This is a genomic window from Pseudomonas gorinensis, from assembly GCF_042015035.1.
Lineage (GTDB): Bacteria > Pseudomonadota > Gammaproteobacteria > Pseudomonadales > Pseudomonadaceae > Aquipseudomonas > Aquipseudomonas gorinensis.
In genome coordinates this window covers 2,932,110-2,945,793 of the sequence record NZ_CP167125.1, presented here as the reverse complement: position 1 = coordinate 2,945,793, position 13,684 = coordinate 2,932,110, and the positions used below count along the sequence as shown (strand labels likewise).

Below are 13,684 nucleotides of genomic sequence, written 5' to 3'. Positions count from 1 at the left end.
CCTGAGCATGATCGCGCAACTGGTGCAGCGCATCGGCAACGCCTCTTCCGACCTGCAAACCGCCGCCGCCGATACCAGCGAAGTCGCCAACAACATGAACCAGGCCGCCGGCCGCCAACGTGAAGCCGTAGAGCTGGTGAGCACCGCGTTCAACGAAATGGTGGCCACGTCCAACGAAGTCGCGCGCTCTTGCAGCGCCGCCGCCGCCAGTGCCGACGAAGGCTACCGTGACGTGCACGACGGCCAGCAACACATCGGCGAGGCCACCGGCAGCGTGCTCAAGCTCAGCGAAGACCTGCAAAAGTCGACCCAGACCATGCAGTTGCTGGAGCAGGACAGCCAGAACATCAACACCATCCTCGACACCATCCGTTCGATTGCGGAACAAACCAACCTGCTGGCCCTCAACGCCGCCATCGAAGCCGCGCGCGCGGGCGACCAGGGCCGTGGTTTCGCCGTGGTGGCCGACGAAGTACGCGCCCTGGCGCGACGCACCGCCGACTCCACCGGCGAGATCGACAGCCTGCTGGGCAACCTCGCCCGTCGCACCCAGGAAGTGACGGCGCAGATGCAAGGCAGCTTGCAGGTGTCGCACACCAGCGTGGAACGTATCCAGCAGGCCCGCGACAGTTTCGACAAGATCCTCGGCTCGGTGGACTCGATTCGCGACCAGAACACCCAGATCGCTACAGCGGCCGAGGAACAGCACCAGGTGGCCGAGGAGATCAACCGCCACATCGCGCAGATCCATGCCGATGCGCAACTGGTGGAAGGCTTTGCTCACTCGGCGCAGACCGGGTCCGGCCGGCTGACGGATATTTCGGGTCAGCTCAAGGGGTTGGTGGGGCGGTTCAAGTTCTAGCCTGCCGCAACAACAGGCGCGCCCCTTGCCGGGCGCGCCAGCCGGCCGCAGTCATATGAAGCAGCAGCAAGACGCCCCGCGCACCATCATCGCGCATGCACGCCAGCCATTGATCCCCCCCTCCGACAATACCCACGCCTATGGCGCAAGCCAGCCACCCACAACGTGAAAAGCGCCCCGCCTCGCCGTTGGCAGAGTGTTTGCTTGCAACAACAAGCATCCCACCGCCCGGAGGCGCCATGCATACCGACCTGATGACATTCAGCGAGCAACTCGCCCCCTTGAGCAGCCTTGACGCGTGCCTGGCCCATGTCCTGCAAGTCATCAACCCGCTGGGGTTCAAGACGCTGATCTATGATTACGCGCCAGTCCCCGTCAGCCATGAAGGCGCACTGATCACGCCGTCGGTATTCAAGGCGTTGAATGCCCCGGGCGATATGCATGCGCAGTGGTGCGAACGCGGCTATTACCAGATCGACCCGGTGCAGCAATGCGCAGCGCGACGGACTACGCCGTTCGCCTGGTCGTTCAGCACCGACACTCACTGGAACGGTGCCCTCACCGAAGCCCACCGTCCGGTGGCCCACTACATTTGTGACTATGGCCTGAGCACCGGCCTGACCGTGCCGCTGCACTTGCCCGATGGCGGCTTTGCCACGCTGACCGCCTTTGTCGACGGCGCCCCGGCGGAGGCCGAGCAACACGCCCAGCGCAACCTCGGCGAGATGCTGGTACTGGCCCATACGTTCCAGGCCCGCGCCAGTGAGTTGCTGGCGCCGGCGGAACGCTGCTGCACCCACATTCATCTCACGCGCCGCGAACGCGAGTGCCTGCAACACTCGGCCAAGGGGCTGTCGGCCAAAGGCATAGCCGCCACCCTCCACCGCTCCGAAGCCACGGTCAACCTGCACCTGGTTGCCGCCGCGCGCAAGCTGGGCGCGCGTAATCGCGTCGAAGCCGTGGCGCGCGGGCTGCATTACCGCCTGGTCGAAGTCTGAGAACCTATCATTTTTGCCAGTGCACCTGACCCACCGTTTTGACTAGCCTGTACCTCACTGAACCCCAAGGAGGTACACAGCATGCAAGTACGCGAAGGTTATGCCGATTTCCGTGAGCATCGGACGTGGTTCCGGGTCACGGGGGATTTGAACTCAGGGCGACTGCCCTTGATCATTGCCCACGGCGGCCCCGGCTGTACCCATGACTATGTCGACAGTTTCAAGGACCTGGCCGCCACCCGCCGCGCCGTGGTGCACTACGACCAATTGGGCAACGGCCGCTCGACCCACTTGCCCGAAGCGCCCAGCGATTTCTGGACGGTGGAACTGTTCCTGGCTGAACTGAACAACCTGATCGCCCACCTGGGCATTCGTGACTACGCCCTGCTGGGCCAATCCTGGGGCGGCATGCTCGGTGCCGAGCACGCGGTGCGCCAACCGGTTGGCCTCAAGGCGCTGATCATTGCCAACTCCCCGGCGTCCATGGCGCTGTGGTGCCAAGCCGCAAAGGAACTGCGCCAGGCCCTGCCCGCCGAGGTGCAAGCCACCCTGCAACGGCATGAAGACGCGGGCACCACCGACAGCGCCGAGTACCGCGCCGCCTCCGATGTGTTCTACGCGCGCCATGTGTGCCGCATCCAACCGATGCCCGCCGAGGTGGCACGCACCTTCGCGGCCATCGATGCAGACCCCACCGTCTATCACGCCATGAACGGCCCCACCGAATTTCACGTGATCGGCAGCCTGCGCACCTGGAGCATCATCGAACGCCTGGCGTCCATCCAGGTGCCCACGCTGCTGATATCCGGACGCTTCGATGAAGCGACACCCGCGACGGTGCAGCCATTTGCCGACGGGATCGCCAATGTGCAGTGGCAGATATTCGAGCAGTCCAGCCACATGCCCCATGTCGAAGAGCGTGAGGCATGCATGGCCTGTGTGGCTGGGTTTCTTGAGCAGCAGCGGTAGCGCGGCCAGGCGAGCACAGTGCTGATAACCCGCGAAGGCGGCGACCGCGTTATTGCGTGCGCCACCTATCGCGGTCGCGTGGAAAACCCGGCACCTGTCCCACAGGGTCCGCATACATGTAAAAGTATATTGCAGCGCACAATGTACTAACCGGTTACTTATGTTGCTAAAATCACGCCTTTGCCCTCTCACCTTCGAGTCTTGTCGATATGAAACGAGCATCGCGCGCCGCTGGCGTCTCTAGAATCTTCCTGCTGGGCCTGGGCGTGATCATCGCCTTGCTCGGCGCGGCCCTGGCTGTCGGTGGCGTCAAACTGGTCAGCCTGGGCGGTTCCTGGTATTTCCTCAGCGGCGGCGTGGCCATGGCGATTGCCGGCCTGTTGATTGCCGCACGTAAACCGGCGGGTGCCTGGCTGTTTGCCGCCTTCCTGGTCGGCACCGCCATATGGGCGGTGGCGGATGTGGGGCTGGTGTACTGGCCACTGTTCTCGCGGCTGTTCATGTTTGCGGTGATCGGTGTGGTGGTGGCGCTGGTCTACCCGCTGCTGGCCGGCAAACCGGCACGCGGCGCGTATGGCGTCGCTGCGCTGTTGGCCGTGGGTGTGGCAGTGGCGGCAGGCAATATGTTTGTCGCGCACCCCAGCGTCGCGCCGACCGGTGCAGGCCCTGGCGTCACCCCGGTCAACCCGGCCGATGCACAGAAAGACTGGGCGCACTACGGCAACACCGAGGGTGGCAGCCGCTTCGCCGCGCTGGACCAGATCAATCGCGACAACATCGACAAACTCAAAGTGGCGTGGACCTACCACACCGGCGACATCGCCATCAGTGACGGCAACGGCGCCGAAGACCAACTGACGCCCCTGCAGATCGGCAACAAGGTGTTTATCTGCACCCCGCACAACAACCTGATCGCCCTGGATGCCGACACCGGCAAAGAACTGTGGAAAAACCAGATCAACGCCAAATCGGCGGTGTGGCAGCGTTGCCGTGGCATGGCGTACTTTGACGCCACTGCGCCCATCGCCCAACCGACCCAGCCGCACAGCTCGCCGATCCTGGCCGCCAGCGTGGCGGTGGGTGCGCAATGCCAGCGACGCTTGCTGACCAACACCATTGATGCGCGCCTGATTGCGGTCGATGCCGACACCGGCAAGTTCTGCGAAGACTTCGGCAACCACGGCCAGGTGGACTTGAAAGCCGGCCTGGGCAATGTGCCGGACAGCTACTACCAACTGTCCTCGGCGCCGTTGATCGCCGGCACCACCGTGGTGGTGGGCGGCCGCGTCGCCGATAACGTGCAGACCGACATGCCCGGCGGTGTGATCCGTGGTTTCGATGTGATCAGCGGGCACATGCGCTGGGCCTTCGACCCCGGCAACCCGCAGGACAAAAACGCCCCGGCAGCGGGCAGCACCTATGTGCGCAGCACGCCGAACAGCTGGGCACCCATGTCCTACGACCCATTGATGAATACCGTGTTCTTGCCGATGGGCAGTTCGTCCACCGACCTCTACGGCGTGGAACGCACCCCACTCAACCACAGATACGGTGCCTCCGTGCTGGCGCTGGACGCCTCCACCGGCGAGGAAAAGTGGGTCTACCAGACCGTCCACAACGACCTGTGGGACTTCGACCTGCCGATGCAACCGAGCCTGATCGACTTCACCCCGCCCGGCAGCGACAAGGCGGTACCGGCGGTGGTGATCGGCACCAAGGCCGGGCAGATCTATGTCCTCGACCGCGCCACCGGCCAACCGCTGACCGAGGTGAAAGAAGTACCGGTCAAGGCCGCCAATATCCCCAACGAACCGTACGCGCTGACCCAGCCAAAGTCGCTGGGCATGCCGCAGATCGGCGCGCAAACCCTGACCGAGTCGGACATGTGGGGGGCCACCCCGTTTGACCAACTGCTGTGCCGCATCGACTTCAAGGGCATGCGCTACGACGGCCTGTACACCGCGCCAGGCACGGATAAATCCCTGAGTTTTCCGGGCTCCCTGGGCGGCATGAACTGGGGCAGCCTTTCCACCGACCCGGTCCATGGCTTTATCTTCGTCAACGACATGCGCCTGGGCCTGTGGATCCAGATGGTGCCGTCACAGAACAAGGCCCAGGCCACCTCCGGTGGCGAAGCGCTGAACACCGGCATGGGCGCCGTGCCGCTCAAGGGCACGCCGTATGCGGTGAACAAAAACCGCTTCCTGTCGGTGGCCGGCATCCCATGCCAGGCGCCGCCGTTCGGCACCCTGACCGCCATCGACATGAAGACCCAGAAGATCGCCTGGCAAGTGCCGGTCGGCACCGTTGAAGACACCGGCCCCCTGGGCATTCGCATGCACATGCCGATCAAGATCGGCCTGCCGACCCTCGGCGGCACCTTGTCGACCCAGGGAGGCCTGATCTTTATCGCCGGTACCCAGGACTTCTACCTGCGCGCATTCAACAGCGGCAACGGTGATGAAATCTGGAAAGCCCGCCTCCCGGTCGGCAGCCAGGGCGGCCCGATGACCTATGTCTCGCCAAAAACCGGCAAGCAATACATCGTGATCACCGCCGGCGGCGCACGCCAGTCCACCGACCGTGGCGACTATGTGATCGCCTACGCCCTGCCCTAACCCGCCCCTGGCGCGGTGCCCAGGCACCGCGCTGTCCGCCGGCAAGCCTCCATGACCGCAGGCTGACCCGAGCCCGGCTTGGGCGCCTGCTGCCGGGCCTGAGACTCGGGCCGCAGGTCAAGGCGACGTCCTGACTCGCTTCACCCGCCCATGGCGGTGGTGTTGAAGCCAGCATCCACATACAGGATTTCACCGCTGATGCCGGACGCCAGGTCGGAGCACAGGAAGGCGCCAGCGTTGCCGACCTCGTCGATGGTGACATTGCGCCGCAACGGCGCCTGGGCTTCGCTGGTGCTCAGCATGGCACGGAAGTTCTTGATGCCCGACGCGGCCAGGGTGCGGATCGGTCCCGCCGAGATGGCATTCACGCGGGTACCTTCGGCCCCCAGGCTGCTGGCCAGGTAGCGCACGCCAGCCTCCAGGCTGGCCTTGGCCATGCCCATGACGTTGTAGTTTGGCATCGTGCGCTCAGCCCCCAGATAAGACAGCGTCAGCACATTACCCTGGCGGCCGCGCATCATTGCCCGCCCGGCTTTAGCCAATGCCACCAGGCTGTACGCACTGATATCGTGGGCACTGCGAAACCCTTCGCGGGTAGTGACCTCGGTGAAGTCACCGTCAAGTTGCTCAAGCGGCGCGAAGCCCACGCAATGCACGATGCAATCGAGCGCGTCCCAGTGTTGGCGCAAATGCTCGAACACCTGCGCAATTTCATCATCGCTCGCCACATCGCAGGGCACGCACAGGGCCGCGTCGGTGCCCCATTCCGCGGCGAGCGCCTGCACGCGCCCCTTGAACTTTTCATTCTGATACGTGAACGCCAGCTCGGCGCCCTCGCGATGCATCGCTTGGGCAATGCCTGACGCAATCGACAAGCGGCTGGCCACGCCAACAATCAGCACGCGCTTACCCGTGAGAAACCCCATTGTGTGCTCCTTGCTGTGCGATACGACCGCGGCTCGCTATGGCTGAACCACAGGCAGCGCGTTGTTGATAATCTCGCGGGCGTGATTGGCCAGCTGCTTGGCGCTCATCGCTGCCACCTCATCGGCTTCGATGGGCGGGTGGGCGACGATGCTGACGTGGGTACTGCGCAAGGCGTTGTAGGCAATATGATTGACCGCCGGGCTGATCGTGACGGGAATGATCCCCACCCCCATATCCTTGGCAATCCGAAAGGCCCCGGTCTTGAACGGCAGCATCTGGCCGCCATGGTTTCGCGTGCCTTCGGGGAAGATCCACAGCGATGTATTGTCGGCCACAACCCGCTTGGCGATCTTGCGCAAACTCTGGATGGACGCCCGTGGGCTGTTGCGATCAATGAACAGGCTGCCGGTCAGCCAATACAACTGCCCTACCAGCGGCAACCACTTGAGGGATTTCTTACCCACGATCACGGTGCCGGGGTTGAGCGCCTGCGCCACGATCAACACGTCATAGTTGCATTGGTGGTTGGCCACGTAGATATACGGACGCGTCGTGGGGATGCTGTCAAAACCACGTACATCCACGCGCACCGAGAAGATCTTATTGATCACCGCGTAGGCCCGACAGGCCACGTAGAGGTTTCTATTCTTCGAGGGGTTGATCAACATGTAGAGGCACAGGAACGGAAAGCTCAACACGATCAACACCAACACCAACAGCCCCCTGGCTAACGCAATCATAAGCTACCCGCTTGACTCGAATGATTGGGCGCGGTTAACGCAGCCGCTTGAAAAGCGTTACGCTGAATCAGTGCAACGCCATAAAAACCTTCTTCATCCACACAGGCCATCACCCCACCGCCTTGCGCCGGAATGCTTTTGGCCAGGTGCGCCAATTGATAGGCGCCGACCAGGGACAAACTCAGTGCCTTGGCCCGGTCCAGCCTGTCGACCGGCATACCCAGGGCATTGCTCAACACCACGCAGGTCGCCGGCCAGGCATCCGGTGCGGCCAGGTTCACGCGCCACTCCGCCGGTTCAACGCCCTGCCCTGCCAGACACCCGCGTATCAGCGCGCCCAGGCTGGCCGGGTCGGCGGCGAGCAGTCGCCCGGTGACACAAGCGCGCACGACGAGCCCGGGCGCCTGCGTGTCGGTACTGGCCTCGAAGCTGAACACCGCCGCGGTGTCCGGCCGTTCTTCGGCGGGCCGTTCAATCGCGCGCAGGTAGCGCTTGCCAAACTCACCGCTGAAGGTTTCCAGCGCGGTGGCGTAGAGACGCTCCGAGTCGCCGCGCCGGGCAATCCTCAAGGCTTGAACCAAGGCGTTGTAGAAACTCAGCTCCTTTGCGCACAACGAGACGTTCGCGCCCTTGATGCCGTATTTGATCGCCAATTGACCCAACGACGAATTGATCACGGTATTGGGGATCTGCGCCGGGTTGACCTGAAAGGCAAAGCGGTTGTCGTTGGATTCCTTGATCAACTGAATGACGCTGTCGATGGAGCCATTGGCCGTCGCACCGATAAGGGCCGAGCGCACCAGGGTGTCACCGTGGTTGTCATCGTTGACCAGCGCCATCGCCGCCAGCAGCAACAAGGCTTGGCGGTCGAAGTTCTTCAGCTCACGCCCGCCTACCAGCTCGCCAGCGGCCAAGTCCCACGCAGGCCGGGTGCCCCGGTTCAATTCGACGCCGCCGTGCTCGAACTCACCGGGCATTTGCAACATGACCCAATCACGCAGGATCAATCCAACGATAGCGTCGCCCGTCATTTCAAATTACCGAATACCAGAATTGAATTATTCCCGCCAAAAGCGAAAGCGTTGTTGACCACCACATCGACCTTGCCCGCCCGGAACCCCTGGGCAACCACATCAAGAGGGATGTGCGGGTCCTGCTCGGTGACATTGATCGTCGGCGGCAGCCCCTCGCTCAACGCCAGCATGCAGGCAATCGCGCCAAAGCCGGCCGCGGCGCCCATGCTGTGGCCCATCATGGACTTGATCGAACTCACCGGCGGCGGCGACGCGCCGAAGACCGCTTCGATGGCCTGGTATTCGTTGCTGTCATTGGCCACGGTGCCAGTACCGTGGGCACAGATATACCCCACCTCAGCCGGCGCCACTGCCGCCTTGGCCAACGCGGCCTGCAGACACTCGCCGACACGCTGGTGATTGAGCCTGACCATATGGTCGGCATCGCAGTTCATCGAAAACCCCAGCACTTCCCCATAGATCGGCGCGCCCCGACGCAGCGCCCGCTCGTAATCCTCAAGCACCAGGGCACTGCCACCTTCGGCGGTCAGCACGCCTTTACGCCCGGTATTGAACGGCGTGCAGTCTTTGTCGGTCATGCTGCCCAAGCGATGGAAGGTGGCGAAGGTGGCCTTGTAGACCGCGTCACTGCCACCGCACACGGCAATATCGCAGTCCCCGGCCTGGATAGCCTCGTAGCCAAAGATCAGCGCGGTGTTGCTGGCCGAGCAGGCGTTGCCGATGGTGAGTGACTCACCGGTCGAACCGATTGACCTGAGCACATCACGGCTGATTTCAGAGGCAAACACCGGGTCGACTGACGGCTGTGGGTCCGACTGGGGGTCGGCCATGGCCGTCACCATGCTGTCGATCCGATCAGACTCGCCATAGGTGGTGCCGAAATAACAATTGACGCGCTGGCCGCGAATTGCGGCGCGCTCGATACCCGCGTCGGCCAGCGCCAGTTCAGTGGCGGCAAGGGCAAAATGGCTGGCAGCCCCGGCGTGCGCGAAGGCGGCAAAATTCGGGATCAAGGGGCCGACCGGCGCTTTCACTTCACAGCCGTATTTGCGCTCGAACCGGTCGGTGTCGATTTTGCAAAGCGGCGCCGAGCCATTGACCCCGGCTTTCAACGCCTGGAAAAACGCGGCTTTGCCGATGCCGATCGGACTGACCGGCCCCAGCCCCGTGACCACCACCCTCCTGCCCTTGTCGGCGTTCATCATGCACACTCGGCCGCAGGCAAGGTCTCGTGGATAAACCCGAGAATGGAATCCACACTGATGATCTGCGGCAGATAGGCTTCATCGACGCGCACCTGGAAAGCCCCCTCGATCCCCGCCAGGATTTCTATGCCTGACATTGAATCGGCACCATACGCCTCGACAAAGTTTTCGTGGTTGCGAATCTCCTCGGCATTGACCCCCAATACCTTGGCGACGATCTGCTTGATTTTTGCTTCATGCACAGTGTTCATAAACGCTCCTTTTAAATAACCGAGTCAGATAACAAACGGGATAACTTTGAAACTATCGAACTGGTACTGCCTGTAGGCGGCACCGAAATACCCCAGCAGCATTTTCTCCTCTTGACTCACGCGCTTGAGAATCAACGCAAGTGCCAAAAAAAAGATGACCAGTGCCGCGTAGATACTCGTGTACAAGGCAAAGCCGGTCACGATCAGCAACGTGCCCAGATACGCCGGATGCCGGATATATTTGAAGGCGCCGACCTTGACCAACTGATGATCGGCAAGGACCCGCAGCGAGTGGGAAAAGTGCCGCCCCAGGACGATCTTTCCATGGGCACGCAAACCGATCCCACCGGCAATCAGCAACGAGCCGACAAGGTGCAACAGCACATCGCTGCGCATCAGCAACTGCAACAACATGACGATCGATATGGCACAGGACACCATGAAGCCGCTCTTGATGCCTTTATCGAAGGTGCTGTCGCTGTCGGTTTCCTGGAGAAAATACAGCTCTGCCAGCAGCAGGACACTGGCCATGATGATTGGCACCACGAATGTCAGGCCGGCGTAATACACGAGGACCGCCGATGCACATGCCAACGGCGTCAGCAGGCTTAACGCCACATCAACCCTGAGCGTTTTCAAAGTAGTCTCCTATCAACGCCGACACCCTGAGCGGGGTCTGGATCACGTCTACACCGCTTTCGATGTGCCAAGGGCAGACAAACAGATCATTGAAGCGCGCCCATGGAAACAGCTTGCGCCCGCGCCTGAACCGGTCCATGAACGTCAGCACTTTGTAGACCTTGGCCAACCCGCGCACACTGACCGAACGTAACCGGGCACTGCGCGCCAGTGGTTGCAAGCGGGCATACACTTCGCCCACCAGATCGTTGTACGTCACCGTGCGGTCACTGAGCAGGTAATACGTGTGCAGTGCCGGGTCAGGCACGCGCACCAACCATTGGATAATGCAGGTGGCAATACTCTCCACCCCAATCACATGCAGGGCCGGAAGTTGGCCGGTGACCTTCGGCAGCAGCTTCAACCGGCACATCGAAATCATCGGCAGCAGGTTCTTGTCATGCCGCCCCAGTACCGTCGGCACGCGCAATATCACGCCCTGCACTTTGTCGCTATTGAGGTGAATCACCTGCTCGGCCGCGTACTTGTCATCGGCGTAGGCATCCACTCGTTGCTCTGGGTTGTGGGCTTTGACGCTGCTCAAATGAAAGAATGGTTTCTTGCCCGTGGCACCGGGTTTGATCGCGGCCAGTATCTGCTCGGTAAGGGCTTTGTTACTGGCGCCCGCCGTGCCCAGGCGGCTAAGCCCGATGCCGGTGCAATTGACAATGCAATCACTCTCGTCGACCAGCTTATCGAATGCCGGCGAGCCGATTTCGCACGCCGTGTACCCCGCCCTGGGCGAACGCGAATGGCGGATAACGTCAATCCCCGGCAATGGGTCAAGGCGTTCGTAGACCCCTCGTCCGATAAACCCACTGGCGCCTAACAGCAGTATCTTCTTCACGTGCACGCAATCCCTTTCATGGGGTTAAGGTTTCGACCGTGAAACACCCTGAGCGATAAACCGTATGCGCCTGCATACCCTGCTTTTGCAGGCGCTGGCGCACCGATCGCAGGAACATGCCGTGGGACACGACGACCACGGTCTTGCCCGCCTCGGTGCTGGCGGCATAGAGCTCGTCGGCGACCGCGGCCGCTCGACGGTACTCGTCCTTGCGGGAGGCCGCGCCCAATGAAATGCCCAGCAGCCAGGCCACCCGATGCAGGGCGAACCATTGCCGCAAGCCCATCGTCACCCAGGGAATGGCGCTCAAGCGCAGGTCGTACTCGTGCAAGCGGCTGTCCCGCTGGACACGCTGCGCATCGAACAACCGGCACGCCGTGGCATAGGCCCGGTTGACGGGTGAAGACAAGATGGTGGCCTCGGCGCTCAATAGCGGCTGCGACAACGGCGTACGGTTCAAGAAGCCGCTGATTTCGTCTTCTTCGATCAGGGCGGTGTGGTTGTATTCATCCAGGCGGACTTTGGCCAGTGCGGCACCGCAGCGCGAATAGTCGACCTTGGGTGAGGCATGGCGAATCAGATAAATCACAGCAGGTACACCCCCGTCACGATGGCGTTACCGACCAGGAACAGAAACGGCGTATCCCAGGTGTGCGGGGATTTGGCTTCCGTCAGCGTCAGTGCAAGTGGGAACACGGCGCAGAGCAGGAAAAACTGTCCCGCTGAAAAGTACTGCTCGAATGCCACGCAAAACACCATCGACATCACAAACACAGTGGCCGAGCCTTCAAGGGTTCGCTTGAATTTCTTATCGACAAAAAAGCCTTTCGCAACGTACTCGTGCTTACCAAAACGGACACCCACCGGCTCTGCCAGCCCGTCACCGAAGGTGGTGGCCAGGATCGTGATGTATATCAACTCCACCGGTACCCCGAGCGCCAACCAGCAATACTGGGTCACCCACAGCACGAACAACCCCGCCACGGTCTGGCTCACCAACCAGGAAAGGGTGTGCGGCGAGTCTTCCGGGCGATCAATACTGGCAAACATATGTTGGGCGGTGAGGGACCGACGGCGAGACCACCCACACATCGCCAGGAACAGGATGGCGGTCGACACCATCGACAGGAGCAAGCGCTCATGGGTGCTTTGAATATTGAACAAGGCGAAAAACAGGCTGGGCAGCAGGAACATCGCAAAGTGCCCGACTTTTCGTGTGTAGTTCACCCGCACGCCTCGGTTGAGCACCAACAGTCCCAGGCCTTTACACAACACAAAATAGAAAAGCACGATGCCCAACAGAGCCGAAGCCACCTGAACCATTTCATTACCACTTCGTTGACGGATTAAACAGCGGACGCAGGCGCCCGCTGGCATTGGAGAACCGACGGCGGTCTCAGATCACGCTGCGCAGGGCTGTAATGCAGTAATCCACATCGGCCACCGTGTGGTTGTACGTCAGGCACAGCCTGATCCGGGACTGATGGTTGGGTACGAAGGGCGGCACAAACAGCGACCCCATGATGCCTTGGTCAACCAGCTCGGCATTGACCCGTGCGGCCTCCATCGGGTCCTTGAACACCACGGGAATCACCGCCGTCCGCGAGCTGAGTTTGTCCACGCCCAGGGCGCTCAGTTGTTCGTGGGTGTAGCGTGTCAGTTCAGCCAGTGCCTGGCGGCGTTCGGCGCCCTGCGTGGCATTGATCTCAAGCGCGGTGCACGATGCCGAAGCGACACCCGGCGACACCGAGCGCGAAGCGTTATAGGTCGGGCAACGGAACCGCACCCGTTCGGCGAACGCCTCGTCCTTGAACACCACGAACCCACCGGAAGAGCCGAACGCCTTGCTCATGGTGCCGACAATGTAGTCAACCTGCGCGGCGACCCCCGCCGACTCACAGGCGCCCTGACCGGAGTCGCCCAACATCCCCACGCCGTGTGCATCGTCGATGTAGATTTCGAGTTGCGGATGCACCTGCTTCAACGCCACGATGGCGGCAAGATCGGCCACATCCCCGTCGGCGGAGAACACGCCGTCGCTGATGATCAGGATTTTCTTGTCCTGGTTGAGCTGCACCAACTGCCCGAGCATCTCCACGTCGCCGTGGCTGTAGGCCCTGAACGGGCAACCCGATAGCTTCACGCCGTCCCAGATCGAGACATGGGACAGCTTGTCCAGCAAAATCAGATCGGCACGCTCAGCGGCCAAGGGGATCACCCCGAAGTTCGCTTGGTACGACGTGGTAAACATCAGCGTGGTGCGACCACCGAACAAATCACGGTAACGGTTTTGCAAGCGCTCGTGGTACTCAGTAAAACCACTGAAAATCATCGGCCCGCCGATGTTCGAACCGTACTCGCGAATGGCCGCGATGGCCGACTCTTTCATACGTTCGTTATTGGACAAACCCAAGTAATCACACGACGCAAAGTTCAACAGCGTGCGCCCGTCGGCGAGGGTCATGTCGCGACCACAGGCCGAACGCACTTTAGGGAAGTAGGTGTAATAACCCAACTCTTTCGATTTGAAGGCGACGTCATCTATGCGCATAACA

13 protein-coding genes and 1 pseudogene are annotated in these 13,684 nt (G+C 61.7%); 4 read left to right on the top strand and 10 right to left on the bottom strand.

Annotation, left to right across the window (positions count from 1 at the left end):
* Nucleotides 1–346: 346 nt before the first annotated feature.
* From AB7933_RS13545 to AB7933_RS13530, 4 genes and pseudogenes are all read left to right on the top strand, one after another.
* Nucleotides 347–862 (top strand): annotated as a pseudogene (locus AB7933_RS13545) (methyl-accepting chemotaxis protein); the annotation flags it as partial.
* A 239-nt stretch (nt 863–1,101) separates the two neighbouring features.
* Entirely contained in the window at nt 1,102–1,860 is a 759-nt protein-coding gene (locus AB7933_RS13540) for a helix-turn-helix transcriptional regulator (protein ID WP_024074756.1), read from the top strand.
* An 81-nt stretch (nt 1,861–1,941) separates the two neighbouring features.
* A complete protein-coding gene (locus AB7933_RS13535) occupies nt 1,942–2,829 on the top strand; it encodes a proline iminopeptidase-family hydrolase (RefSeq protein ID WP_024074755.1) in 888 nt (295 codons plus the stop codon).
* A gap of 209 nt (nt 2,830–3,038) precedes the next feature.
* On the top strand, nt 3,039–5,447 hold the full coding sequence (locus AB7933_RS13530) for a glucose/quinate/shikimate family membrane-bound PQQ-dependent dehydrogenase (RefSeq protein ID WP_024074754.1): 2,409 nt from the start codon (nt 3,039–3,041) through the stop codon (nt 5,445–5,447).
* A 140-nt stretch (nt 5,448–5,587) separates the two neighbouring features.
* Here the strand turns inward: AB7933_RS13530 and fabI are convergent, their stop codons facing one another.
* The 10 genes from fabI to AB7933_RS13480 all read right to left on the bottom strand — a co-directional run bounded on the left by fabI (nt 5,588) and on the right by AB7933_RS13480 (nt 13,680).
* Nucleotides 5,588–6,373: an enoyl-ACP reductase FabI gene (gene fabI / locus AB7933_RS13525; RefSeq protein ID WP_024074753.1), complete on the bottom strand. Its 786-nt coding sequence runs from the start codon at nt 6,371–6,373 to the stop codon at nt 5,588–5,590.
* A gap of 36 nt (nt 6,374–6,409) precedes the next feature.
* Complete coding sequence (locus AB7933_RS13520) at nt 6,410–7,114, bottom strand: lysophospholipid acyltransferase family protein (RefSeq protein WP_024074752.1); 705 nt, start codon at nt 7,112–7,114, stop codon at nt 6,410–6,412.
* Nucleotides 7,111–8,145, bottom strand: coding sequence for a hypothetical protein (locus tag AB7933_RS13515; protein WP_024074751.1), 1,035 nt, complete (start codon nt 8,143–8,145; stop codon nt 7,111–7,113). Before AB7933_RS13515 ends, AB7933_RS13520 begins: the two co-directional genes overlap by 4 nt.
* Nucleotides 8,142–9,353: a beta-ketoacyl-[acyl-carrier-protein] synthase family protein gene (locus tag AB7933_RS13510; protein WP_081730323.1), complete on the bottom strand. Its 1,212-nt coding sequence runs from the start codon at nt 9,351–9,353 to the stop codon at nt 8,142–8,144. The genes AB7933_RS13515 and AB7933_RS13510 overlap by 4 nt, the downstream gene beginning before the upstream one ends.
* Nucleotides 9,350–9,604, bottom strand: a complete 255-nt coding sequence (locus tag AB7933_RS13505; protein WP_024074749.1) for an acyl carrier protein — start codon at nt 9,602–9,604, stop codon at nt 9,350–9,352. Before AB7933_RS13505 ends, AB7933_RS13510 begins: the two co-directional genes overlap by 4 nt.
* 24 nt (nt 9,605–9,628) lie before the next feature.
* On the bottom strand, nt 9,629–10,243 hold the full coding sequence (locus tag AB7933_RS13500; protein WP_143036953.1) for a methyltransferase family protein: 615 nt from the start codon (nt 10,241–10,243) through the stop codon (nt 9,629–9,631).
* Nucleotides 10,224–11,129: an NAD-dependent epimerase/dehydratase family protein gene (locus AB7933_RS13495; protein ID WP_143036954.1), complete on the bottom strand. Its 906-nt coding sequence runs from the start codon at nt 11,127–11,129 to the stop codon at nt 10,224–10,226. Before AB7933_RS13495 ends, AB7933_RS13500 begins: the two co-directional genes overlap by 20 nt.
* 16 nt (nt 11,130–11,145) lie before the next feature.
* Nucleotides 11,146–11,718: a histidine phosphatase family protein gene (locus tag AB7933_RS13490; protein WP_024074746.1), complete on the bottom strand. Its 573-nt coding sequence runs from the start codon at nt 11,716–11,718 to the stop codon at nt 11,146–11,148.
* On the bottom strand, nt 11,715–12,356 hold the full coding sequence (locus AB7933_RS13485) for a hypothetical protein (protein ID WP_143036955.1): 642 nt from the start codon (nt 12,354–12,356) through the stop codon (nt 11,715–11,717). Before AB7933_RS13485 ends, AB7933_RS13490 begins: the two co-directional genes overlap by 4 nt.
* Nucleotides 12,357–12,525: 169 nt before the next feature.
* Complete coding sequence (locus AB7933_RS13480; protein ID WP_024074744.1) at nt 12,526–13,680, bottom strand: aminotransferase class I/II-fold pyridoxal phosphate-dependent enzyme; 1,155 nt, start codon at nt 13,678–13,680, stop codon at nt 12,526–12,528.
* Between the last annotated feature and the right edge of the window lie 4 nt (nt 13,681–13,684).